At 49.6% G+C, this 25,412-nt stretch carries 24 protein-coding genes; 7 read left to right on the forward strand and 17 right to left on the reverse strand.

Annotation, left to right across the window (positions count from 1 at the left end):
- Positions 1–44 precede the first annotated feature (44 nt).
- The 8 genes from GF404_04710 to GF404_04745 form a co-directional block, all read right to left on the reverse strand.
- Complete coding sequence (locus tag GF404_04710; protein MBD3381480.1) at positions 45–1,193, reverse strand: NADH-quinone oxidoreductase subunit D; 1,149 nt, start codon at positions 1,191–1,193, stop codon at positions 45–47.
- Between the two features lie 5 nt (positions 1,194–1,198).
- Positions 1,199–1,717: a hypothetical protein gene (locus GF404_04715; protein MBD3381481.1), complete on the reverse strand. Its 519-nt coding sequence runs from the start codon at positions 1,715–1,717 to the stop codon at positions 1,199–1,201.
- Positions 1,650–2,297 (reverse strand): NADH-quinone oxidoreductase subunit B, encoded by a 648-nt coding sequence (locus GF404_04720; GenBank protein ID MBD3381482.1) that lies wholly within the window; start codon positions 2,295–2,297, stop codon positions 1,650–1,652. Before GF404_04720 ends, GF404_04715 begins: the two co-directional genes overlap by 68 nt.
- On the reverse strand, positions 2,177–2,452 hold the full coding sequence (locus GF404_04725) for an NADH-quinone oxidoreductase subunit A (GenBank protein MBD3381483.1): 276 nt from the start codon (positions 2,450–2,452) through the stop codon (positions 2,177–2,179). Before GF404_04725 ends, GF404_04720 begins: the two co-directional genes overlap by 121 nt.
- A gap of 340 nt (positions 2,453–2,792) precedes the next feature.
- Positions 2,793–3,077 (reverse strand): hypothetical protein, encoded by a 285-nt coding sequence (locus GF404_04730; protein MBD3381484.1) that lies wholly within the window; start codon positions 3,075–3,077, stop codon positions 2,793–2,795.
- An 86-nt stretch (positions 3,078–3,163) separates the two neighbouring features.
- Positions 3,164–3,697 (reverse strand): chemotaxis protein CheW, encoded by a 534-nt coding sequence (locus GF404_04735; GenBank protein ID MBD3381485.1) that lies wholly within the window; start codon positions 3,695–3,697, stop codon positions 3,164–3,166.
- Positions 3,698–3,732: 35 nt separating this feature from the next.
- Positions 3,733–5,238: an outer membrane beta-barrel protein gene (locus tag GF404_04740; GenBank protein MBD3381486.1), complete on the reverse strand. Its 1,506-nt coding sequence runs from the start codon at positions 5,236–5,238 to the stop codon at positions 3,733–3,735.
- A 190-nt stretch (positions 5,239–5,428) separates the two neighbouring features.
- Positions 5,429–6,268 carry a hypothetical protein gene (locus tag GF404_04745; GenBank protein ID MBD3381487.1) on the reverse strand — a complete coding sequence of 280 codons (840 nt, stop codon included), beginning with the start codon at positions 6,266–6,268 and terminating at the stop codon, positions 5,429–5,431.
- A gap of 98 nt (positions 6,269–6,366) precedes the next feature.
- On the opposite strand from GF404_04745, the gene GF404_04750 reads away from it, so the two are divergent.
- The gene (locus tag GF404_04750; GenBank protein ID MBD3381488.1) at positions 6,367–6,753 is read left to right on the forward strand and encodes a DUF302 domain-containing protein; all 387 of its coding nucleotides are present in this window, start codon (positions 6,367–6,369) and stop codon (positions 6,751–6,753) included.
- A gap of 148 nt (positions 6,754–6,901) precedes the next feature.
- Positions 6,902–7,333: an OsmC family peroxiredoxin gene (locus GF404_04755; protein MBD3381489.1), complete on the forward strand. Its 432-nt coding sequence runs from the start codon at positions 6,902–6,904 to the stop codon at positions 7,331–7,333.
- Between the two features lie 129 nt (positions 7,334–7,462).
- Here GF404_04755 and GF404_04760 read toward each other — a convergent pair whose 3' ends face one another.
- The 3 genes from GF404_04760 to GF404_04770 form a co-directional block, all read right to left on the reverse strand.
- Positions 7,463–9,292, reverse strand: coding sequence for a hypothetical protein (locus GF404_04760; GenBank protein ID MBD3381490.1), 1,830 nt, complete (start codon positions 9,290–9,292; stop codon positions 7,463–7,465).
- Between the two features lie 205 nt (positions 9,293–9,497).
- The gene (locus GF404_04765; GenBank protein ID MBD3381491.1) at positions 9,498–10,151 is read right to left on the reverse strand and encodes a hypothetical protein; all 654 of its coding nucleotides are present in this window, start codon (positions 10,149–10,151) and stop codon (positions 9,498–9,500) included.
- Positions 10,152–10,362: 211 nt separating this feature from the next.
- Positions 10,363–11,598, reverse strand: a complete 1,236-nt coding sequence (locus GF404_04770; protein ID MBD3381492.1) for an asparagine synthetase B — start codon at positions 11,596–11,598, stop codon at positions 10,363–10,365.
- Between the two features lie 579 nt (positions 11,599–12,177).
- Between GF404_04770 and GF404_04775 the strand changes: the two genes are divergently transcribed.
- From GF404_04775 to GF404_04785, 3 genes are all read left to right on the forward strand, one after another.
- Entirely contained in the window at positions 12,178–12,492 is a 315-nt protein-coding gene (locus GF404_04775) for a hypothetical protein (GenBank protein MBD3381493.1), read from the forward strand.
- Between the two features lie 142 nt (positions 12,493–12,634).
- Complete coding sequence (locus GF404_04780) at positions 12,635–13,138, forward strand: hypothetical protein (GenBank protein MBD3381494.1); 504 nt, start codon at positions 12,635–12,637, stop codon at positions 13,136–13,138.
- 273 nt (positions 13,139–13,411) lie between these two features.
- Complete coding sequence (locus GF404_04785) at positions 13,412–14,686, forward strand: aminotransferase class III-fold pyridoxal phosphate-dependent enzyme (protein MBD3381495.1); 1,275 nt, start codon at positions 13,412–13,414, stop codon at positions 14,684–14,686.
- Positions 14,687–14,830: 144 nt separating this feature from the next.
- Here the strand turns inward: GF404_04785 and GF404_04790 are convergent, their stop codons facing one another.
- The 6 genes from GF404_04790 to mfd all read right to left on the reverse strand — a co-directional run bounded on the left by GF404_04790 (position 14,831) and on the right by mfd (position 23,108).
- Positions 14,831–15,202 carry a response regulator gene (locus tag GF404_04790; protein ID MBD3381496.1) on the reverse strand — a complete coding sequence of 124 codons (372 nt, stop codon included), beginning with the start codon at positions 15,200–15,202 and terminating at the stop codon, positions 14,831–14,833.
- A complete protein-coding gene (gene hflX / locus GF404_04795; GenBank protein MBD3381497.1) occupies positions 15,174–16,352 on the reverse strand; it encodes a GTPase HflX in 1,179 nt (392 codons plus the stop codon). The genes GF404_04790 and hflX overlap by 29 nt, the downstream gene beginning before the upstream one ends.
- 32 nt (positions 16,353–16,384) lie before the next feature.
- A complete protein-coding gene (locus GF404_04800) occupies positions 16,385–16,633 on the reverse strand; it encodes an RNA-binding S4 domain-containing protein (GenBank protein ID MBD3381498.1) in 249 nt (82 codons plus the stop codon).
- Complete coding sequence (locus tag GF404_04805) at positions 16,633–17,925, reverse strand: hypothetical protein (GenBank protein ID MBD3381499.1); 1,293 nt, start codon at positions 17,923–17,925, stop codon at positions 16,633–16,635. Before GF404_04805 ends, GF404_04800 begins: the two co-directional genes overlap by 1 nt.
- Entirely contained in the window at positions 17,912–19,657 is a 1,746-nt protein-coding gene (locus GF404_04810) for a hypothetical protein (GenBank protein ID MBD3381500.1), read from the reverse strand. The genes GF404_04805 and GF404_04810 overlap by 14 nt, the downstream gene beginning before the upstream one ends.
- A 67-nt stretch (positions 19,658–19,724) precedes the next feature.
- A complete protein-coding gene (gene mfd / locus GF404_04815; GenBank protein MBD3381501.1) occupies positions 19,725–23,108 on the reverse strand; it encodes a transcription-repair coupling factor in 3,384 nt (1,127 codons plus the stop codon).
- A gap of 198 nt (positions 23,109–23,306) precedes the next feature.
- On the opposite strand from mfd, the gene GF404_04820 reads away from it, so the two are divergent.
- Both GF404_04820 and GF404_04825 read left to right on the forward strand, forming a co-directional pair.
- Positions 23,307–24,512 carry a butyryl-CoA dehydrogenase gene (locus tag GF404_04820; GenBank protein ID MBD3381502.1) on the forward strand — a complete coding sequence of 402 codons (1,206 nt, stop codon included), beginning with the start codon at positions 23,307–23,309 and terminating at the stop codon, positions 24,510–24,512.
- 260 nt (positions 24,513–24,772) lie between these two features.
- The gene (locus tag GF404_04825) at positions 24,773–25,387 is read left to right on the forward strand and encodes a redoxin domain-containing protein (protein ID MBD3381503.1); all 615 of its coding nucleotides are present in this window, start codon (positions 24,773–24,775) and stop codon (positions 25,385–25,387) included.
- The last annotated feature ends 25 nt before the right edge of the window (positions 25,388–25,412 follow it).

The raw sequence follows: 25,412 nt of genomic DNA on the forward strand, positions 1-25,412 counted from the left end.
GATACCGGACACTACTATATGCGGTAGCTCTATACCGAACAGCGTCACCTGTCAACCTCCGGCATTACAATATCAAATGAAGCGAAGATTGCCACCAGATCAGCGATTTTGCAGCCGGTGGATATCTCCGGAATAACCAGCAAATTATTATATGACGCGCCCCTGAGCTTGAGACGATAGGGCTTTTTCTTGCCATCAGAAACAATGTAGCAACCGAGTTCTCCGCGGGGCGCTTCAACACGGGCGTAATATTCACCTTCCGGGATCTTGAAGCTGGGTTTGATCTTTAAGGTCGGATCTCCTTCCGGGAGACCGTCCAGGGCCTGCTCGATGATCTTCACAGACTGCTTGATCTCCTCCAGGCGCATAAGATACCTGTCCCAGGTGTCACCGTTCTGACCGGAAGGAATATCGAATTCAAATCTGTCGTAATATCCGTAAGGATCGCCCTTGCGCACGTCCCATTTAACATCACTTCCGCGCAATGACGGCCCGGATACACCAAATTCAACCGCTGTATCTTTGGTCAATACTCCGACACTCTTGGTGCGGGTTAAAAATATCGGATTTTCATCCAGAAGAGCGTGATAATCGGCAATGACGGTGCGCATATGCTCGAGGAATTTACGGCACTTTTTCTCGAAATCGGGGCGGATATCCCTGGAGACACCACCGATCCTGATATAATTGTAGGTCAGGCGTTGACCGCAGGTTTCCTCGAACAAATCGATGATCATCTCGCGTTCACGGAGTCCATAGAGGAATGGTGTTATCGCCCCCAGGTCAAGCGCAAAAACGCCAAAAAACAGCAGGTGGGAAGCGATCCTCTGGAGTTCGCCGAAAATCACCCGCAAATATTCCGCGCGCGGAGAGACCTCGATCTCGCCTATCTTTTCAACCGAGAGAGCATAGACCCAGTCACACATCATCGAGGAGACATACTCGACCCGGTCCATAAACGGAGTAATCTGGTTATACACGCGATTTTCGACGATCTTTTCAATTGCACGATGGAGGTAGCCGATATAAGGTTCGACCTTGACGATGACTTCGCCGTCCATCGTCAATAGCAGACGGCAGACTCCGTGGGTGGAGGGATGCTGAGGACCCATATTGACCTGAAACTCTTCGGTCCGCAACTCTCCGGCAGTCGGGTTGTCAATATCTCTGTGTCTTTCTTCTGAATCTGCCATTGTTTTTAAAATTCGGGCATCTTGACGAAATCCTTGCCCTCGTCCCAATCCTTGCGCATCGGATAACCCTCGTCCCAGTCCTCGACCAGGAGAAAGCGTTCCAGTTTCGGGTGTCCCAGAATATTTATACCAAACAGTTCCCAGGCCTCTCTTTCGTACCAGTTGGCACCAGGAAACTGCTCAATGATAGTCGGTACTTCCGGCTTCTCACGGTCCAGTTTGACCTTGATTGTCAGCCGATGATCTTGTGTGGTGGAACAGAAATGGTAAACCATCTCCATACCGTTGTCAAGCAGGTCTACACCGGAGATAGACATGATGTAGTCGAGCGCCAGATCCTGATCCCCTTTTATGAATTGCGCGACCTCGGGCAGGGAAGCTGATTCGACTGCGACCGCGGCCTGCTCGGGATGGAGCTCGAGTTTCCGGACCTTATCCTGAAACTTCTCTGTCAGTTTACTTACTATCTGGTTGTTTTCCAAGATCGGAACTCCAATCGGACAGCTTTTCCTGCTTGATTTTATCCATCAATTTTATACAGCCCTCCATCAGCGATTCGGGTCTGGGAGGACAGCCGGGAACATAGACATCCACCGGGATAACTTTGTCAATACCCTTTAAGACGCTGTAAGTATCGTAATAGAACGGGCCCCCGCGAATCGCGCATCCACCCATCGCGAGGACATAGCGTGGCTCTGACATCTGTTCGTAAAGCACTTTCACACGCGGAGCCATCTTGTGCGTAATCGTACCGGCTACAAACATCAGGTCGGCCTGACGCGGTGACGCTCGGAAGATCATCCCCAGGCGGTCGAAATCATAACGCGAAGCGCCGGTACACATCATCTCGATCGCGCAACAGGCTGTCCCAAAAAGCAGGTACCACAGTGATGAGGCTCGCGACCAGTTCATTACTTTATCGAGCTGGGTCAACAGGATCGTACCCCCCGGCATTTTCTCCATAAAGACCGGAACTTTGGAAACTACACCCACTTCAATACTCCCTTCTTCCAGGCATAAACAAGTCCGTAAGCTAAAATGGCGATAAAGATAACCATCTCGATCAGCCCGAACCAGCCCAGGCTGTCGTAGACTACCGCCCATGGAAACAGGAAAACCGTTTCCACATCAAATATTACGAACATAAGCGCGAAAATATAGAAGCGAACATTGAACTGGACCCAGGAAGAGCCGATCGGAGGTTCGCCGCATTCATAGTTCTGGAGTTTGAGATTGGAGGGTCGGGCGGGCCGGATCATCTTCGCTACGAAGAGGGTTACCAGTACAAAACCTATTCCCGCGAGTAGAAAGACACCGACAGTTAAATATTGATCCAGCAAGTGACCTCCTCACAAGGTCATTTCCCGCCATCCGGAGATTGTGACCCTGTTCACAAAAGCAAGTATTACATAAAAAAGCTTTACTGTTATTTGTCAAGCTGTTTTTGGAATATTTTCTTACAGGAAGCGCAATCGTGGAAGAGTGGTTGAGGCTAAAACACAAAGAGGGGTGTCAACCCCTCTTTGTTATTCTATTTTTGACGCAGAAAGTGATTTCTGTTTCTGCATATCACCTGGTTTTATTGCCTGCGGCCCTGACTCAAAACATGAGTTTTCGGATGATTTTCATCAGTTGCCGCGACAGATTGATGCTTCTCATAACCGAAGTATAGGTGATCACCGCTTTTTCGCGCAGATCTTCTTCTGGAAGACCGATCGTCACCGGTTCGGGTTGTGAGCATGCCAGATCGTATTGGACGCATCGCGAGATTTCATCCGGGTCGCCATGCAGGTTTCTGGCTCGTTCGGCCAACCTGCGGACATCCTCGCCGAATAGCGCAATATCCAATGCTTTCTGGTTATCAATCGTAATCGCATTTTCCATCCGCTTATCTCCTTATAAGCAGACTCTTACGGCCTCCAGCCGATTAAGTCCGATCTAATAAATTGTTAATTGGCTTCTGATCCGCCTTATTCCTCCATCGACTGCTGGATCTGGTTCATGACCGCACGTTCCTGCTGAGAGAAAACCTTGGAAAGGTCAAGGAAGATCAGCAGGCGGTCTTCGAGCTTGGCGACGCCGCGGATATATTCGCTGTCGATAGAAGTGGCTATTTCCGGCGCCGGCTCGATAGTCGATTCCGGCAGGCGCAGAACCTCTGAGACGGCATCCACGATCATGCCCATAATCGAGCCGTCGATATCTATGACCACGATTCGTGTGTCCTTATCGTTGTCTTTGAGGTTGAGGCCGAAACGCTTGCGCAGATCGATAATCGGGATCACCTTGCCTCGCAGGTTGATTACGCCCTCGACGAAGTCGGGGGTGCGAGGAACCTTGGTGATTTCAACCAGACGGTTGATTTCCTGGACCTTGAGGATATCCACGCCGAATTCCTCTTCACCCAGTTTGAAGGAGACCAGTTGCAGGAGCTCTTCCCCAGTAGCTGTGGTCTTCTGATAATCGACCGAGGCTTCAGCTTCGAGATTGTTTCCTACGGTCATGTTTTTTCCTCCTCTATGTAGTAATGCTTTTTCTATCAGAATGTGAAGATGAATTCCCAGACGAGATGGCTGCGGTTGTCTTTAAAGTCGCCATCTTTGGTAACAAAGGTCTCTTCGTCTGACCAGGTATAGCGATATTCCAGCTCGGTGAATAAGCCGGTCGTAATCTCGTACCCGGGGCAAACCGTTAAACTGGAGAGTTTCTGATTCGACAGCGTGCGGCTGCCGTCCTGGTCATCGAAATAATCGAAACGGAACGTGGTGCCGAATTTCTCGGTGAAATCGTATCGCGTCATGACCAGAAATCCCCACCAGTTGGCATCGCCGGAACCGCTAATGGCGGAGTTCTCCTCCATGCCCCAGTTAAAGCCGCCACCGAAAGTCCACTGCGGGATGGTTTCGATCAGCATGTTCATATCGAAGATCATACGCTTGTCGCCCGGATTGTCGTCTTTTTCCGGGCCATAGAGACTCGACATGTTCAGTGTGGCACCTTCATACAGGTTGAAATTCAGTACCGCGCCGAAAGTCTTGTCGGAATTGTTGTCGGTATTGACATCCCAGCCATTGGCGACCAGCCCGCTGATCTGGCCGAATTCACCCAGAGGTGCACTCAGCATCATACCCACAAGGTTGGTGGGAGCGCTCAGCTGAGAGATAAAAGCTGTGGAATACTGGTAAAGATCGGGAGCATCGACACCGTCGAAACCGACCGGCGCATTGTACTTACCGAAAGTGAACTGGATGCCTTCGGTGCCCGGAATGGTGTAGGCGAAATAAGCCTGCTCCAGATTGAACTGATAGTCCGAGGGAGTGTTGGAAAGCATCTCGATATCAGCCCGAACCTCCAGTTCATCGCCGAAATTCTTCATGAAATCGACCTCGGCCTGCTCGACCGCGGTTTCGTTTTCATGGGCATTGAAATCAGAGATGTTGGTGGCGTCCACATAACCGCTGATTTCAGGAATCATGGAAGCATAGTTACTCTCGTCTTCGACCTGATACTCGTTTTCGTTGATCGTGCTCCTGAGCTCATCAATCAGGTCCTCGATTTCAGCCACGTATTCTTCTCCTGCAACCGCTTCGCTGCGGCCGGAGGTAGAAGCCATACGCGCTTCCATGGCGGCCAGGCGGGCAGACTGTTCTTCTACCAACGCGGCCAGTTTGTGATATTTCAGGCTCATATTGCGGGTCTCGGCCAGGTTGACCTGGTTTTCTGACAGGTTATTCATCTTTCTTGCCAGGCTGGCCATAGACTTTTCGAGCTGATCAAATTTTTTCTCATAAGCTGCGGTAGTCACTGGCTTTCTTTCTGAAAGCATCTGGCGAATCTGCTCGATTTCGACTCGCAGTTGTTCGATCTGGTTTTCACGGTTTTCAGTTTCTCTCTCAACCATCGCTTTGAGATCCTGCTCCAGATCTTCGACGGCATTCATGAGCTGTCCGTAATTCTGCGCCACAGCCATAGTACACGGCAGTACCAGCACAGCAATCATCAGCCCCATAATCGCCTTCTTAAACATGTACCCTCCTTTGTGCATGGAAAAGTATATACGGTATACACTTTTAGTTTTTCGTGATATTGGAGTTATCGGACGGAGCTTTAAAAGGTTTAGGTTTCTGATCGGTTTTTAACCGTCTGAAAAAATGATTTAAATGCCTGCAAGCATTGAGGATAGTTTTGCGCATGATTTGCAGTAGAAGATAGAAATTTCTTCAGAGCGTTACTATTCAGTCAGTTTGCCTGCGTTTCATTCCAATAACAATCGGGAGTGGCATCGGCATTTCGCGCAAGCTTTTGAGAGGCATTGGATTATTGCTGAATCCATGCATGTCGAGTGAGAGCCTGCCAAGTTCGACATAGAGCGAGGCATGGCGACCACCTTCCAAATACATCATCGTCTCCAACTCCGGTTTCAGATTGAAAACCTGCTCGATAAACTCATGTGGAACAACCGGTTCCTGAACAAAAAAGAGCATCATCCGGCCTGCCGAATCGAGTCCCAGCGAAAGGATTGAATGGTTCTTTTCGGATTTTTTCCAGCAGTTTTCACCCCGGCAGGACAACATGCGGATACTCTGCAGGTGGGACTTGTAGAACGGCAAAATCGAGTCGAGATTAACACATTGGCGGTCTAAGAGCTCTACAGAGGGCAAACTCTTCCTGATAGGATTAAAAAGCAGGAAACTGTTATGGCGGTTGTGGTGAGAATTCAGGACCATGTTATCACTTTTCGAATAACCCAGTGGTAAGTTATTTTCTCGCATGAACAGCCCGGCGTTGAAAACGATCTCATAGTCGAATTCATCTGCCCAGCTTTCGGCCGTCATCGGTCCGGTACGATATTCCTGCGATGAGAGAATAGTCATCTCAAATTTCTCTGGATTCAATTCGAGCACGAAAAGCGGCAGGCTGACGGAATCAGATTCTCGCAAAAGCTTGTATTCACCCCATTTTACACTGCTGGCAGAATCTATCACCAGCATGTTATCTTCTGCGTCTGCCGGGAGGGCGGAAATAACTGCCAGAAGTAATATATATTTGAACAGTCTTTTTGACTCTGTTGACATCAACATCCCGGGTTTGTGAACAAAAGCCATTAACAACTCATTATACATAACAAGAATTCGAGTTGTTTTACAAATCTTTTCTATAAAAAGGAGTTGCGATGAGCTATCACTTCACTAAGGCCAAAAGCGGTGATTTCGATGCGGTAGTTGAAGAAGTCACCGAAGCCCTGAAAACGGAGGGTTTCGGGGTTCTGACCGAGATCGATGTCAAACAGACATTGAAGAAAAAACTGGATATCGATTTTCCGCGCTACAAGATTCTGGGAGCCTGCAATCCGAACTTCGCGCATCAGGCGCTCCAGGTCGAGAACAAGATAGGCACAATGTTGCCCTGCAACGTGATCGTTCAGGAAAAAGAGGGCGGTACAGTCGAGGTCTCAGCGGTCAATCCGGTCGAATCGATGTCGTCGGTTGAGAATCCCGAGCTGGCTAAAATCGCGGGTGAGGTCAAGGACAGGCTTCAGAAAATCATCGACGATCTATAATATCAACCATTACGCTATCGGGAATACTGTTAAAGCGGTCGCATGAAAGACAGGCGGACTGCATTGATCGAATGATGATTTATATGGACAATCGGCGGCACATTTCTATATTGATCATATCAGGCCAAGATTTATTTTGGAGGAATCGATGAAGATCGTGACCGCATCCTTAAAACACAAATTCCAGACCACGATTTACATGGACAAACATGAGCTGTCATCGGATGAGCCGGAGTCTGCCGGGGGCGACGACAGCGGACCGAATCCGTATGATCTTTTGCTCGCTTCTCTGGGAGCCTGTACGGCGATGACTGTGCAGTGGTATGCCGAGCGCAAAAAACTGGATATCACCAGGTGCGAAGTGACTCTCAAATATGATCGTATCCACGCCAAGGACTGCAGGGAATGCGAACAGACGGATCCGCTCAAGCGAATCGAACATGTCTCCAGGGAAGTCGAAATCGGTGGGGATTTCTCGGCCGAGCAGAGGGAGAGATTGAGGACAATCCCGGGAAAATGCCCGGTTTCGCGCACGCTTAAAAATGGACTGGTGATCGAAGACGATGTGAAATTTGTTTAGTTAATGCAGGCAGTAAAGGGGGGTGTTATGGCAAGACGAGTCGTTTTGTTGCTGTGTCTGCTTTTGATTCTGGGCTAGAAACAAGCAAAGCCCGCGACCACATGGTCGCGGGCTTTAATTTATGGTATACTAATTCCCACAGTCAGGGATGCCGTCGTTGTTCGGGTCACATGGGTCTGGCCCGTCCTTGAAATTGAAATTAATCAAGTACACCACATCCGCGATATTCACCTTGCCGTCACATTCGACATCAGCCCGTTCGAGAGGATGAGGCGGAGTGCCATACAGGAAGATGTAGTTGATGATATAAATCGCATCGGAGATATCAACGGCTAAATCACCATTGGCGTCTCCGCAGATATAATCCGGCTCATCGATTACGATAGAAAACAATACCGTGTCGATCCTGGCAGGATCGCCGGAGTCATGCATCGCAACCGTGAAGTTGTAAGTCGAAGCCCAGTTCGGTATTCCAGATACCATGCCGATCGTATCGCCGACAAATGTGCATCCGTAGGGGATCTGCCCGGTAACCTTGTTCCAGTGATAAGGAGGAGTTCCGCCGAAGACCTCGAAATGATATTCGTAGTAGTTGCCCTCATTGCCGCGCGGAGGATTGTTGAAGACCTTGAATTCCACCATCAAAGCCTTCATGCAGAAATTGGCGGTGCTGTTGTCGTAGTAGAGATCGCTCCAACCGCTTCCATTCCAGTAATAGCTCTGGCCCGGGGCAGAAGTCGAGGTGACAGTAGTGCGGTAGTCCGCTCCCAATAGAACCGGGACCTCGGAAGTCCGGTCGAACGGATGACCTCCGTCCGAAAGCTCCAGGTAGAGATAGAAATCGTCGCCGGCATTGATCTGGAACGGATTGTCGAGATCCAGTGTATGCATACCCTGGAAAGCGATATGACCGCTGTCCTCGAAGATCACATCACCCAGCTCGTCGGCAACGAATTTGTCATAGATCCTGAAGACATAGTCGACGCTGTCGGTGGCGGTAAAGAAATTGACCGCGGTGAAGATAGCATCCTGCTCAACCGTGAAAGCATTGAACGCGATCGAGACATCCTCACGCGTGTCACGCCAGCCGTGGTAATCATGGTAATAGACTTTGTCGTAATCGTATCTTACTGCATTTCTAAAGACCACCGCACCCATCTCGGGGTGTTTGCCACAATGGCGATCGTAGTAAGAAATCCAGAAATAACCGTCGTTTCCCCAGTTGCCCCAGCTGTTCTTACAGAGCCAGGCCCCCGGTTGCGGTGCCTGGGTGTTCTTGTTGTCATCCCAGCCGATGATAGCGATGGCGTGATTGGGATCGAGATCATTACTGGGAGGCTGGTAGTGTATATAATTCTGCATGAATGCGCTGTTGGAACACATACAGGTGCCAATCGCGCCATGATCCATGATCTGCTGTTTGACCTGGTCGATATTTTCCAGGTTCTCACCGACTGTGAACCATTCGATATCGCGCACATAGAAGTGATGATAACTCGAATTGAAACGGTCAGGCGGGGCGGAGTAGCTCTGGCCGTCGACATCGCGAACAGCACCTTCGGCCCGCGCCAGGTAGGCCGCGGCAACACGGTAATCGCCACCCTGGTGCACAGTCAGGCCGTCGCCGGTGGGAGGATCGAGGTCCTCGTTGAAGTGCTGGTTGAAGCCGTTCCACCAGTCCAGATGATACTCGGCCAGGTTCGGTTCGCCGGTTTCACCGCTGAGATTCCAGTTGCCGGTCATCAGCAGGTTGCTCTCGATGGCCGCCATGGTTCCATGCGTCCAGCAGGTACCACCCATCTGTTCTTTTATCGATGTAACCTTGTTCAAGTCGCGCAGGTCAAAACTTGTGGGAAGTTTGTCTGCACTGGCGATAGCGGCAGTGCTGATAAACAAACCGATTATGAAGAATATAAGCAGACGTCTTCCATTGTTGTTGGTCATGGTCATTCCTCTCATTTATAGTATATCATTCCCCAGACCGGCCGGTAATGCGGCAGGTATATCACTATATTAAACAAAATAAGAGGAAAGTGCAATCTGTCAAGCGCAACAATTGCGTCAACAACCTAAAAGACAACAATTTATGTTTACTATTCAGGTTAAGATAAAATTATCAACCGGGCAGGCAAATGCTTAAGGTGGTGCAGTGAACTCCCAGAGGTTACTTGTGAAAGCGTGAATCGATGAATGCCCTGATCTTCTCAGCCTTCTTGGCGCCTATGCCACCAACCTCAACCAATTCGTCGGCAGGAGCCTGAAACAGTCGTTTCAATGAGCCAAAATGCGTCAGGAGAGCCTCCGCCGTGGTCGGACCAACCTCTGGCAGTGCTTCCACAATCGCCAGCTGGGCATCTCGCGTGGAGGCGTATTTCTCGCGTTGTTTCTCAACTTCGGGATCGAATGTCAGGCCGTGCTGAACCTGGCGTGCCAGCAGATTCAGGTACTCGGCGGAATCTTTGGCATCGGTCGTCATGATTACCGGCATCCGGTTCAGGATTGTAATATACGAGATTGCTGTACGGACCTTGCTTGAGCTCATCTTTCCATTGGCGTTTTTGAAGCCCTGGATGATAAATACGGCTTCCGGAAAATCACGTTTGAAATCGATCAGTTTGCGAAACAGCATTTTATTGGATATGGATGTCAAGAATTCATCCGCTGTTTCGATCTCCACGGCCATCTTGCCGGAGATTAAAAAGTCCCCCGTTTTCAGGTTGGCGTAACGCAGTACCACTCCCTGTTTTTCAAGCACTTTGGTAACTTCCTTACCCCGTTGCCGGTTGGACACTATCATCGAGATATTCGAGTCGAACAATCCTCATCTCCTTTACTCTACTATAACTGCTACTGATTAGATGGTCCTGTTATACTTCAGGGTAGCGATTCAAGAGTTGCTTAATATATCTAATATGCGACAGGATGCAAATAGTTTTTTACCTAAATTTCCCTCTAAAATGCCTGATATTAAGGTCTCGCGAGTACCAGCCCGTTCATTATTTGTGCTGTTTTTGCGTTGCCGTTTTTTATCAGGTCTTTCTTTCTTTTTTCTTGGCGGCCGGGAAGAGGATATTGTTCAGAATCAGCCGGTAACCGGGTGAATTCTTATGGAGCTCGAGTTCGGTCGGAGGATCTCCCACCATGTGCGTGTAATCCTCCGGGTCGTGCCCCGACAGGAACGTGAAAGTTCCTCTCCCGTAGTTGCCGTGAATGTATCGTGCTTCATCAAATCCTTCGAGTTCCGCCAGCACCGTCACATGGGATTTCAGAAGCGACTTGCGTATGGCCGTACTCTGTCCCATAAAGCCCCGGACCTGTCCGACATGGCACTGGACCAGCATGGTCGGCACCGGGTCGAGTTTGGCGGAAAAATCGAATAACCTGAAATAATCCATATCCTGATTGCGGATGTAGCTTCTGCGCTCAGGATATGTATCTATATCAGAGTGTCGGTATTCGAGCGGATTTAATGAGATAGTAAAATTCTCGAATGCGAGACAATTTTCATATTTCAGTTTTTTCTGGCAGTCGGGGTCGATCGGGTCGCCGTCATACTCACGCGGAACGATATCGGTACCGGCCGCCGCCAGAGCGATATCCATAGTTTCCGGAGCCGAGCACATGGCGAATAAAAAGCCGCCGTTATAGACATAGTCCTTGATTGACTGCGCAACCGCCAGTTTCATCTGGGGCACCTTGCGAAAACCGAGCGCTTTGGCCGCGATCTGATTGGTGGCGACTTCCTGCTGGTACCATTCGGCATTGCGGTACGAGTTGTAGAATTTGCCAAACTGTCCTGTGAAGTCCTCGTGATGAAGATGAAGCCAGTCATACTCTGACAATTCACCTTTCAGCACTTCCTCGTCCCACAGCGTCTGGTAGGGGACTTCAGCGTAGGTCAATGCCAGCGTCACCGCGTCATCCCAGGGTTCTTTATTGGGAGGAGAATAGATCGCGACTTTGGGCGGTTTTTCCAGAAGTATGACTTCCATGTTTTCCGCTTCAATGGTCTGGTAAATCTGCTCCGCTTCAGCATCGGAGATAATTTCGTATGTCACACCACGCAGAAGACATTCATCGGCGATTGTCGCAGATGAATTGGTCATGAATGATCCGGCGCGATAGTTCAATAACCATTCCACCAGGGAACCTTCCTCGAGGCACCAGAAGGCTATGCCGTAGGCCTTGAGGTGATCCGTCTGTTTGTGATCCATGGGAATCAATAACTTTTCCGCTCCCAGCTTGACAGTCAGCGCGAACGACATTACCAAGACGATGAGAATAATAAATAATTTTTTCATGGTTCTTCCCCGACAAGTTCAGCAGTAAGTCCATTGGTTATACGCATTACCAATGAGCTTGTTTCTGCATTAATTCAGTCATAATCAGAGGCAGACTCTGTTTTGCGCCTCTCGCGGTCTTCTGTCTTATAACATCCCTCTGCCCGTGACTGTTTCCATACCTGGAAGTAAGAGCGAGAGTATATACTCCGGGACTCGAAAAATCAAGTGTTTGTTGGAATTTTTATAGTATAGAGCGACGCTAAGCTGGATTTTTATATGAGAATATAGATTTTTCATGAAATTATAGAGCCGTTTTAATTGAAGTCAACGTTTGTATATCTTATTGTTTTTCAAGGAATTGTCGCAGGGCGACATTTGAGACTATGGGGGAAACCCCATAATTTTATAAAGCACAACAGCTTAGGGGGCAGTTTTTGCTTAAAGCTTCGGGGCAAACAGCCGAAAGAATAACTAAGCACTAACCAAAAGGCAATAGTTCTTTTCCGGTCTTAGTCTCACATCTCCGGAATCGAACGAAAACCGTTAAGAAGGAGTGAGGATATGCCAGCCAGAAGAACCAAGCGTTATTCTGCCAGGAACACCAGAAGCACAAGAAGCAGAAACACCAGAACCAGAAACACCAAGAATGCCCGGAGCACCTGGGGTACCACCTCTCGCACCCGCAATGCCAATGGCAAGCCGTGGAGCAAGCAGGAAATGCAGGCCCTGAGAAAAGTCTACAAAGATACCCCGACCAAGGATATCGCTCGCAAGTTCCGTCGCAGTGTTTCCTCGGTGCAGGCCAAGGCCGGTAGCATGGGTCTCAAGAAGACCAAGTCTTATATGAAGCAGATGCGCCAGAACCAGTGGCGTTAAAAATAGTGCTCTAACAGTGCTTCACAAATTAAACCCATTCTCAAACGAGAATGGGTTTTTTTATGCCTGGATCCGTAAATGATTTACAGGTCCGGTCAGGATAAGTATCTTCCTGCAAACACAGAAAAACAGGAGGATACTCATGTTGCGCAAGATAACTGATTTTCAGAAGCTCTGGAAGAACGAGTCACAGAGCACTCTCAAGGTGCTTGAGGCCTTAAATGATGATGTCCTGTCCCAAAAAGTATCCGAAAAACATCGCGACCTGAGACGGATTGTGTGGCATATGATCACAACCCTGCCGGAGATGGGCAAATATATCGGCCTTGAATTCAGTGCGGTAAAAGAAGATCAGCCTGTCCCCAAAAGTTTAAGTGAAATAATTGATACCTACCGTAAAACCGCCGCGGAATTATCTAAAGAAATTGAAGCCAAATATGTCGACGAAACCCTGCTGGAGGAGGATGATCTCTACGGCCTCACCTGGCAGCGAGGTTTCACTCTGCAGACAATGATCAACCATGAAATTCATCACCGCGGTCAGATGACTGTGCTGATGCGCCAGGCCGGCCTCAAGGTGCCCGGGGTTTGCGGTCCCGCCTACGAGGAATGGGAAAACATGGGCATGAAACCGCCGGAGGTCTGATTTTCCCGCTTAAGGTAGCCGTGAGAATGATCAGCTGCTCGGGGGGGACAGCGATTTTCAAGGCCGTCAATGACTTATGTGCGGAAGTCATTTGAAGATCTGTAACTTACCGGTAATGATTTATGATATTGCGCTAAATTGTTCAAAAAAAGTAACTTGTAACACTTGACAAAATAGTCCGGTAAGCTATAATTCGCTCTTGGTCTGGCCGTATGTATTTATAGGTAGGATATTACGGCTAAGGCCCGGCGAACCTTTGACAAGGAGCGAGCTATGATCGGTCTCACCAAACTAACTGATCAGGAGGTCTTCGACCTCGATGATAAATACGGAGCCCACCACTACACGCGCTTGAAAACCGCCATTCGTAAAACCGAGGGAGCCTGGTTGTACACCCAGGATGGCACCAAAATACTTGACTGCCTGGCCGCGTACAGCGCCGCCAACCCCGGTCATCATCACCCCAAAATCGTCAAGGCCATGATCGATGGTTTGCAGGAAGGTATGGGATCGGTTATATCGAACGTGATTTATACCGATGTCAAGTCACGGTTTTTGGAGAAGTGCTGTAACCTGATGCCCCAGCTGGGACCTCGTTTCGGTCAGACCGGCAATGTCGCTATGGCTAAAAACGGCGGTGTCGAATCAGTCGAGACAGCGATCAAGCTGATGCGTTACTACGGTTATAAAAACAAAAATATTCCCGATGGAAAACAGGAAATCATAGTTTTCAGCAATAACTTTCATGGCCGTATGGTCACTGTTATTTCTTTCTCGTCTTCCAAAAAGTACAAGGAAGGTTTCGGCCCCTTGACTCCAGGATTTGTCGAAGTTCCGTTCGGCGACCTGGCCGCTGTCGAAAAAGCGGTCACGCCCAATACCTGCGGTATCCTGGTTGAACCGATGCAGGGTGAGGGCGGTATGTATATCCCGCCGGCTGGATTCCTGAAGGGCCTGCGTGAACTCTGTGATAAAAACGACATTATCCTGGCGGCCGATGAGATCCAGGTCGGGATGGGCCGTACCGGTAAGGATTTTTGTTTCCAGCATGAAGAGGTCGTGCCGGATGTCGTCATTCTCGGAAAGGCGATATCGGGCGGGTTGGTGCCTCTTTCTGTGATGGTCACCAACGGCTACCTGATGCATATGGCTTTCTCGCCGGGTTCCGACGGTTCCACCTACGGCCACTATCCGCTGGCTATGGTGGCCGGCAATGCCGCAATCGATGTCTTTATCGAGGAAAAACTATCGGAGCAGTCGGCGAAAAAAGGCGAATCCATGAAAAAGAAGATCATGGAGATCGCCCAGCGCTCAGAGCATGTCAGAGAAGTACGCGGACAGGGACTGTTTATCGGTATCGAAGTCAACAGCGGGGATGCCATGTTCTTCTGCCGTCAGCTTCTGGAGATGAATATGCTGGCCAACGACAGTCATGGGCACACGATCCGGATCAGCCCGCCATTGATTATAGATGAATCCGAACAGAACTATATTCTCGAAAGACTGGAAAGAGTGCTGGTAGGAAAACCGCACACGGTAGTAGGTTAATAAGAATACTTTGCATTGACTCATAGAGAAGGAGCTGTCTGAAATCAGACGGCTCTTTTTTTTGATATTAGCTTATCCGGACACATATATATGAGTAATATGCTGATATTTGCTGGTATAATCTTGATTGATTAATAATCGGAGTTAGAACGAGGCTTTGAAAAAGCGTTGCAGAAGCTTTTCGATATGGACCATCTTGAACGGCTTATTGATAAAACCGTCGGCCATATCCGCCATCAGTGTGTCCTCTTCCTCGGCCAGGCTGTAACCTGAGATTACGACCACCGGCAGATCCGGGTAGTTTTGTTTGATATTCCTGAGAAGCTCCGATCCGGACATCTCCGGCATACGCAGATCGGTGATAACCATCGAGAATTTCTCTTTGGTCAGTATATCCAGAGCTTCCTGGCCGTTTCCGGCTCTCTGCGAGGAAAAATCGAAGATTTCCAGCATCTCAGACAGGAGGCTGGACATATTCGGGTTGTCATCAACGATCAGGATTTGCTGTTTGGCCATGATTTTGTTCCAATCTCATTCCTTCACTGACTTCATCGGCCAAAAAGACGATCCTCTTAATTAATTGTTTGATTCCGATGGATTTTTTAGCGGAAATAAAATATGTGGTATAATCGGGGGTATGAATATGCCCGAAATCCATGTAGGCTTCGGGTGATATATCTATCTTATTAAACGCCATAATCTTGGGTATATTTCCAGCGTCGATGTCATCCAGCACCTGGTTGACCTGGGCGATTCGCTTGACATAGTGGGGATGGGAAAAATCGACGACATGAATCAAGAGATCCGCCAGTCGAACCTCGTCCAAAGTGGATTTAAAAGATGCTACTAACTGGTGAGGCAGTTTATTAATAAATCCGACCGTATCAGTCAGCAGAATATTGTGTCCATCGCTGCTGGAAATCCTGCGAGTGGTTGAATCCAGTGTCGAAAAGAGTCTATTTTCAGTCAAAACGCCGGATCTCGTTAAGCGGTTGAAAAGTGTGGACTTACCAGCGTTCGTATAGCCCACCAGGCAGACCCGGAAAAGGTTCAAGCGACGTTTGCGCTGGGTGACCCGTTCACGGTCAATCTTTTCGAGACGCTTTTTGAGGACCTTAATCTTTTTATTGATCAAGCGCCGGTCGGTTTCGAGCTGGGTTTCGCCGGGCCCCTTCGTGCCGATTCCGCCGTACTGCTTGGAGAGATGTGTCCACTGTTTGGTCAGGCGTGGCAAGAGATGGTTGAGCTGGGCCAGTTCTACCTGGGCTTTGGCTTCGTTTGTACGCGCCCGGCTGATGAAAATATCGAGAATCAAAGTTTCACGATCGATCACTTTGACTTCCAGCATTTTCTCGAGATTGCGGATCTGGGCGGGGGAGAGATGATCATCAAAGATGACCAGATTAGCCCCGGTCTCAACCAGCTTGCTTTTTATCTGGCGGACTTTGCCTTTGCCGATGAAAAAGGCGGGATCGATTTTTCGCCGGGACTGAGTTACACTGGTGATCACTTCAGCGCCAGCTGAACGGGCCAGGAGGGCCAGTTCGTCCAGTGATTCATCGAAATCGAAATCTGCGGTGCCGTGGAGTTTGACACCTGCCAGTATGGCACGTTCGGTTTGTACAAAACTTGAGGTTTCGATCAGACGGTCTATAGTCGTCTCCAGTCAGGTTTAAGTTAGTCTATAAATTATACTGATCAAACTTCAATTTGTTTATAAAACTTTTCAGCTTCACCCTTAGGAACCGATTTTTTGGGTATCTCCAGTATTTCAAAAACTGCTTTCTGGCGGGGGTAGGTGATCTCGAGACGGTCACCGAGTCGGACCTCTTTGCCGGGTTTGCTGGCTTTGCCGTTGAGCTTAACTTTTCCGGCCTGAACCCACTCCTTGGCCACAGTCCTGCGTTTGATCAGAAATACTGTCGAAAGGTAATCATCCAGACGCATCAGATTCGTATATCCACGTAAGTTTCATGACGGACCTCACCCAGCCAGTCCTGCAGGACCCGGTCGCTTTTCTCGCGCCGGGCGAAATCCTTGATCCGATCCCAGTCGTCGCGCAAGGTCATCTCGCGTGACTGCTTGCGATCGAGAAGTTTTATGATATGAATGCCGAAGTCGGATTTAGTCGGTTTGGACAGGTCACCGATTTCTAGATCTTCGATCGCCACGCCAAATTCAGGTGTCACCCTTTCGAGCGGAAACCATCCCAGTTCACCGCCCAGTCTCTTGGATTCATCATCGATCGAATACTGTTTTACCATCTCGCTGAACTCAGCTTCACCATCCAAAATCAACTGGCGCAGGCTGTCGGCTTTGGCGAAGATCTGCTTTTGATCTTCCGATGAAGCCTGGGTTTTGATCAGGATATGGCGGACATGAATCCGGTCGGGAAGTTTATCCTCGACTTTAACGATATGATAACCCAGCCGGGTTTTGATCGGTTCGGAAATTTCACCTTGATTTAGTGCAAAGACTTTCTCCTCGAATTCGGCGAACAAGGTCCCGCGCTCGAAATATCCCAGGTCTCCACCGGTCTCGGCGGTCGGGTCCTGCGAGTAGAGCTGTGCCAGGGTAACGAAGTCACCGCCCTCATCGAGAAGTTTCTTGATCTTTATTGCCTTCAGGTAAGCGGAATCCTGGGTCGATTCGGAAGCTTCCAGGGGCAATAGAATATGAGCCAGCTTGACCGAAGCCGGCTGTGACGGCAGTGAATCCTGGTACTTTTCGTAAAACTCCCGGACCTCGGCCGCGGTGACCGATACCTCGGACAGAAAGCGTGAGATAAAACGTTCTTTTATCAACTGGTTGCGGACCTCCTCACGGAACTTTGATTTCAGCTCGCGCAGAGTCAGTCCTTCCAGTTTCATTTGGGCCTCGAATTCCGCGGTCGATGTAAAACGGTTGCGCAATTCATCGATCCTCTGCTCGAGAGCTTCCTGGACCTGGTCCTCGGAGATCCTGATGCTGGTATCTCGGCGTGCCTCGATCAGCATCAGTTTATCCGAAACCATCTGCTGGAGGATCAGTCCGCGCAGGCTGTCGATACGCTCAGGAGAGAGGTTTTGCATCTGCGCTTTCATGGTGTACATCTGCATCTGGAAATCAATCTCCGAAACGAGAATGATCTCGTTGCCGACCACAGCCGCGATTTTGTCGATAAGTTCGACCTGGCCGGCTGAGGCTGTGACAGTCGATACCAATATCAGCGCGATGAGCAGGTACTTAATTTGATTCATAACGGTTCTTATCAATGGTTTCCCAGATTAGATCATAATCTACATCTACAGTATATTTCTCTTTCAGCTCCTCAACCCATTGCTCGAGGCCCTGCTGGCCTTTCTGGAGCTGGAGCTCGGAGCGGATCTGGCTGGCAACTTCCTCGAGCTCTTTTCTCTCGGCCTGGCGGATTTCGAGCAGTTTGATGATCGACCATTTATCGCCGACCGGGAAAGGCTCGCTGTGCTGGTTGATTCTAAGCTCCTGCGACTTTTCGTATAGTGTGGGATAGTTGTACTCGGCAATAAAGCCAAGATCGCCCTGCTTGGAGCGCATCCCGGGCCGGACCGTATGTTGCTCGGCCAGTTTACTGAAATCAGTTCCTTTTACGAGCTTAGTGTGGATTTCATCCGCCTGCTTTTCTGTGTTGACCAGGATCTCGCGCAGGTGCACTTTGCGAGGCACAACGTATTTACCTGTGTTGGCTTCGTAGTGCTGGATGATTTCATCCTCGGTGACAAACGATCTCTCCTCTCCCACAACCTGCTGGATTTTACGAGCCATGATACGATCTTTAAAGAAGCGCATGACATCCAGAAAGTCAGCATGCTCATCGAGTTTCATTTCCCTGGCTTCCTCGAGCAGGAAGTTCTTCACCTCGAGTTCGAAAATTGCTTTTTCGAGTTGTTCTGTTTCGGTAAATGGCGGCCTCCTGGCATCTTCCCAGCGGGCTGTGCGCCTCAGGTATTCGCCGAGGGTGATCTCACCTCCGGTATAAGTCGCCAGGATCATATTCTGCTCGTACTGGGCAAGGTCGTCGGGATTGAAGGTGTTCTTGCGGAACGGTTTTCCCCCGATCCTGTCTGGATAGAGTGCATCGATTTTATCCTTGATGAACTGTGTGGTCTCGGTGTTGACTTTTATATCGTACTTTTCGAACAGCTCATCGAAATATTCGTTTTGTGCTTCCTGTCGTTTTTCATCCTGGATCCTGGCCCTGATGACATCGTAAAGCTCTTCCAAAGGTTCGACCTCGGCCTCGCGGCGATCGACTACCTTGGAGATGTTCCATCCGCCCGGCACTTGAAACAGGGCCAGTTCACCTTCCTTGAGATTGAAGACATTTTCCCGAAATTCTTTTGTCAGCAGGCTGTACTTGCGGAAACCGTAATCACCGCCCTTGACCGCGAATTCGTTGTCCTCCGAATGCTTGCGGGCGGCTGCTTCAAAGTCAGCACCCTGCTTCAATTCAGTATACAGTGAATCAGCCTTGGCGCTGTCGGTCACAAAGATATTGAAAATATGCACTTCCTGCTTCATCTGTTCGTACCAGTTTTCAACTTCGTTGTCTGAAACCTGGATTTCAGGCAGGATCCTGCTTTTAAACAACTGGTCGCGCAGGAAATCCGGACGGTTATCGCTGACGATCTTCAGGATTTCCGGGTCTTTGTCCAGACCCTGGGCGTAGGCCGCCTCGACCATCAGGTACATATTGATCAGCGTGTCGAGCTGGGCCTTCTTGAACTCGTATTCTTCTTCAGCGGTTTCAAAATTGGCGTTGGGCAAATCCTCGAGATCTTCGAGCATAACCAGTTTGATCTCGGATTCACCGACCTCGGCCACGGTTTTGCTCTTGGCCCGGTCGGGGTCATGGTACTGCGGGCCGGCACCCTCGTGGCCGTCGCCACCGCATCCGCAGAAAAGTAAAAAAACTATTGCAAAAAGTCCGAAAGCTATTGAAAATGTTCTCATTTATTCACCTCAGATTGTTTTAAAATCAAACTATTCGCTTGTTCCGAATAAACAGAAAAGATAGGCACTATAACAATAATTGCAAGACAAATTTGAGCTTTTGTACCCGGTTGTTCTCGGGAATGTCGCTCAAATCGACAGTGATTGTGAATTCGCCCACGGCGGAAAATTCGATCGGATCCGAGAGTTTGCCCGAAAGATTCGACACCTGTTTCTTGGTCGGCAGATGATCCTCAGCATAGATAAGCTTGAGGATGCCTTTTTTTAATACCAGGCGGTCGATTCCACTGCGATGAGCCAGAAGCCTCAACTCGGTCATTCCGAACAGGTTCTCAGCAGGTGTCGGGAGGGGGCCATAGCGGTCGATAGCCTCGAGTTTGAGATCATTTAAATCCTCGTAGTTATCGACCTGTGCCAGCTTCTGGTACAACTCGACCTTTTGTTGTGGATGAGCGATATAATCATTCGGGAAATACAGTTCGAAATCGACATCGATTTTCACCGATTTCTGTTGCTCGGTCTTATCACCGCGGATTTCATCGACCGCTTCTTTGAGCAATTTCAAGTAGAGATCGAAACCGACTTCTTCGATAAATCCATGTTGCTGAGCGCCCAGAAGATTTCCCGCACCACGAATCTCCAGGTCTTTCATGGCCAGGTAGAAGCCCGATCCGAGTTCGGTATGTTGTTCGAGTGCCTTGAGCCTTTTGCGGGCTGTGTCTGTTAAAACGCGCAATGGAGGTATCAGCAAAATCGAGCGGGCGGGACGGTCGGAGCGCCCCACTCTTCCGCGAAGCTGGTATAGCTGGGCCAGCCCGAAATGGTCGGCACGATTGATCACGATCGTGTTTACACGGGGGATATCCAGCCCGGATTCGATGATGCTGGTCGACAGGAGGACATCGTAATAATGAGCGTAAAACTCCTGCATCACATCTTCCAGCTCCCTCTCCGGCATTTGCCCGTGGCCGACCGCAATCCGGATATGCGGTAACAGTTTTGTCAGGTAGCGGTAAATCGACATTATCGTCTGAACACGGTTGTGCACAAAATAGACCTGACCACCCCGTTCGACCTCGCTCAGGATGGCTTTCTTGATGGTTTCCGGATGAAACTCGCAGATCTCGGTGCTGATCGGCAGACGGTCGCGGGGCGAGGTGTTGATGACCGACATATCGCGCGCACCCAGAAGCGACATCTGCATCGTGCGCGGAATCGGTGTCGCGGTCATGGTGAGTACATCCACAAGCTTTTTTATCTTCTTGATTTTCTCTTTATGTTTGACACCGAAGCGCTGTTCTTCGTCGATTACCAGAAGACCCAGATCGCGGAATTCAACGTCTTTTGAAAGCAGGCGGTGAGTGCCGATTATAATATCGACTTTGCCCTCCTCGAGATCACGGATAATATCCTTCTGTTCCTTTCTGGATTTGAAACGGGACAGCATCTCCACCCGAACCGGAAATCCATCTAAGCGTTCACGGAACGTATTTTGGTGTTGCTGAGCCAGAATCGTGGTCGGCACCAGTATGGCCACCTGTTTGCTGTCGTTTACCGCCTTGACCGCGGCCCGGATAGCGACCTCGGTTTTGCCGAAACCGACATCGCCGCATACCAGGCGGTCCATCGGATGAGGCGTCTGCATGTCGTTTTTGATATCAGTAATCGCGCTCAACTGGTCGGGTGTCTCCTGGTAGGGAAAGGAAGCTTCGAGCTGATTCATCCAGGTCGAATCAGCCGAAAACTGGTAACCTGGTTTGGCCTTGCGGATAGCATACAGCCTCAGAAGTTCCTCGGCCATCTCGGCGATTGCCTTTTTAGTGCGCAGTTTTGTTTTCTGCCAGCCGGTTCCGCCCAGTGTCGATAGTTTTGGCCTGCCGTCTTTACCGATATACTTCTGGACCCGGTTGAACTCCTCGATCGGAACATACAGGCGGTCATCGCGTTCATACGTGATCAATAGACAGTCCCGGCGCCGGCTGTCGATGGTCAGTTCCTCCAGTCCGCGGTAACGCCCGATGCCGTAATCGACATGGACGACATAGTCACCCCGGTTCAAATTTGTATAGGACGATAGCGCCATGCCTTCCTTGATGCGTGCGCGTCGATGGCTGTGGAAACGGCGCGTGAAAACCTGGTGATCTGTCAGCAGGCTGAGGTTGATCTCGCTGAAGGTAAATCCTTCCGAGATATCCAGCACGTCTACATGAACGAAGTCGGAATCATCTGCGAGGATATCATTTACCCGCTTTTTCTGGATCTTGTTGTCACAGGCCAGAAAGACACGCAAGCTGTTCCGGCGGCTCTCACTGATATACTTCTGGAGAAGCGGGATGCGTGAATTTATAATCGGGTGTTCACCCATATGGAAATCGACACTGACCCGATCCTTTTTGCCGAATCCGATTTCAGACACTTTCGGCAGATCTGCAAGTATCCGCTCGAACTCATCACAACCCATATATATCTGATCCGGTCGTGGCAGAGCTTCGTAACTACCCTCTTCCTCATCATACAGGTTAGTGAACATCTCCTGCAGTTCCACGCATTCGGTTTGCAGAAGGCTCGGTTCCAAAAGGTACAATGTCGTGGAGAGATCGAGATAATCGCCCAGGTAGGTCTGTTTTTTTCGGAAGTAACCGGAGGCCCATTCGAGGCCGGGATTGTCGATACCGAAACGGAATTTATCGAACAGGATCTTGCGGTCGGTTTCGGGTAGTTTTTCGATCAATTCGTCCAGCTCGGTATTTGAGATCAGGATTTCACGACGTGGCAGAAGCGAGACCCTCTCGAGTTTTTCGACCGAACGCTGGCTGGCGACAGAAAATGCCCTGATTGAATCGATAAAATCCCCAAACAGCTCTATCCTGACCGGATTCTGTTCGGTATGCGGGAAGATATCGATTATTCCACCCCTGACCGCGAAACTGCCGACCTCTTCGACCATCGGCATCCGTTCATAACCCATATTGGTCAGTCTTTCAACCACATCATCCAGCGAGATCTCCTGGTTAAGTGCGAGTGCAAGTGAACTCTGTTTCAGTTCATCGGGGGCCACTGTCGGCTCCAAAAACGCGCGTACCGATGCTGTTACGATCAGGCTGTCACGGTTTTGCAAAAAGTACAGAGTTTCCAGGCGTTCGCCGATATTTTCGACCGGTGGTGACTTCCACTTGAAGGGATTTACCTGCCAGGACGGGAAATTGCAGGCGATATCTTCCCCGGCTATCCGGTTAAGATCATTTTTTATGGCGAACGCGTCGTTGTCGGTCCTGGTCAGTACCAGGTATTTACCAAAGAACTGTTCGAAGATACCGTACAGGACAAAACTCCTGCCCGCTCCCGACAGACCGGCTACCTGCAGATCGGCTCGATCCTTTTTGGCTTCTTCAATAAGTTCTCGATAGGAATCGGAGCCTTTTATCAGCTTGAAAATCTTCTCGCTTAACATCAGCTACCAAACACGAAAACCCCACAGCCCCGTAAGCCGGGGGGTGGGTTGATTTCTGCCAGTTTACATACTCAACATCGACCGCACAAATATATGCTTGAGATTGCGCCTGTCAATTATTACATATACATCCCAGAACAAAAGAAGTTTATTTTTAGTTACAGAGACAAAGAAATCATATAGAAACGGAGAATAGATATGATCGATTTTGAACTGACAGAGAATCACAAGTTGGTGCAGTCGCTGGCGAGGGAGATTGCCTCGAAAAAAGTAACACCCACGATACGAGAACTCGACCGCGCCCACAAGTTTGATCCGGGGTTGATTGCGACTTTGGCGGAGGCTGACCTGATGGGAGTATGTATCCCCGAAGAATACGGCGGAATGGGTATGGATTATATTTCACTGGGACTCGTGTGCGAGGAGATGGAGTACGCTGACACTTCGGCGCGGGTGATCTTTTCTGTCCATACAGGTTTGAACTCGATTACCCTTCTGGGATGGGGTTCGGAGGAACAGAAACAGAAGTATCTCGTCCCGCAAGCCAGAGGTGAAAAGGTAGCCACTTTCGGGTTGACCGAACCGGGGGCAGGTTCAGACGCGGTCGGAATCACAACCACAGCCTACAAGGATGGTGACGATTATATACTAAACGGCGAGAAGATGTGGATCTCGTTAGCCGATGTCGCCGATAATTTCCTGATCTTCGCCTGGACTGATCGTGACAAGAAAGAGAAACGGGATCACTCCGGGATATCATGTTTTATAGTCGAAAAAGCATACGAAGGTGTTACCACCGGTTCGATCGAGGGCAAATTGGGCGTGCGCGCGGGCAATACAGGCTGGATAGCGATGCAGGATGTGCGCGTGCCCAAAGCGAATTTAGTCGGTGAAGAGGGCGAAGGCTTCAAGATCGCCATGACCTGTCTCGATGGCGGGCGCTATACTGTCGCGGCCGGCTCGACCGGGCTGATCAAGGCCTGTATCGATCACTCGGTCGAATACTGTAAAAGCCGCAAGACCTTCCAGCAGGAGATCATGAGCCACCAGCTTGTCAAGGAGATGCTGGCCGAGATGGAATACGGTTACCAGGCGGGAAGGCTCTTGTGGATGAAAGCCGGCTGGATCAAAAACAAGGGTGTGCGCAACACGCGCGAGACAGCCCTGGCCAAATGGTTTTGCACAGACCAGGCTGAAAAGGCAGCCTACAACGCTGTGCAGGTCCATGGGGCTTACGGTTTCTCCGATGAGTACGCGGTCGAACGCTTCTTCCGCAACTCCAAGGGTGCCGCGATCTACGAGGGGACCAGGGAAATCCAGAAGTTGATGCAGGCAGATTACCTGCTCGGATTGCGATTCGACAAGGAAGCCCGGCTTTCGATCCCGGGTGCAGACCAGGAATAAGCATTTACCTTCACTTCCGCCGGGGATATGCTCATGAGCATATCCCCGACCGCTTTCAGGTCATTTATTTTTGATTCGCCTTGAATAATTGAATCTTCAGGAGCAAACTTCCGTACAGTCAATTGTACGTGATCAAACGGAAAGCAAAAACAACTGTGTCTGCAATTCACAAGTTCGACTTACCTGATTCCAAGAGTAATATACGATAAAATCAAATTGTATCAGGGTGTAAATGGGAAGCCCGGGTTCAGGAGGTCAACATGAAATTTTCAAGAATTGCTGCTGTAACTTCAATAGCCCTGCTGTTTACCGCAGCTGGGCTCGCATGGGCCGGTTCAAGCCTGGTGATGACCGGACAGAACGCTTCGGATTTCGTGCTCAGGGGAGTTTCGGGATCAGAAAGAACGTTGTCCGATTTCGATGGTAAGTACATAGTTCTGGAGTGGGTAAATCTGGAATGCTCCACAGTAGACCAGTACTACGCTTCAAAGAAGATTCCCCGCCTCCAGCAGGCAATGCGGGATCAGGGTGTGATCTGGCTTTCGATCTGTTCCTCCAGTCCCGGTGCCAGGGGTGACTATGAAAAATACGACCTGATGTACCGCCTGGCGGAACTCAAATCGAATGCCACGGATTACCTCTGCGACAGAAGCGGTCGGGTGGCCCAAAAGTACGGCGTTACTGTAACTCCGACTATTGTGCTCTTAAGCCCCCAGCGCTCTGTTTTGTATGCCGGTGAGATATCCAACTGTTTCACACTTGGCAATGACAAGAGTAAGGAAAGAAATTTGCTGGCCCAAATCATCGAATGCGACCAGAGCGGCAAACCGTTTGAAATCGTGGATGCAAATCCAAAAGGTTGTCCGATCCAGTAGTATTTTGAAAAGAAAGAGCCCGTCA

The organism is Candidatus Zixiibacteriota bacterium (assembly GCA_014728145.1).
GTDB lineage: Bacteria > Zixibacteria > MSB-5A5 > JAABVY01 > JAABVY01 > WJMC01.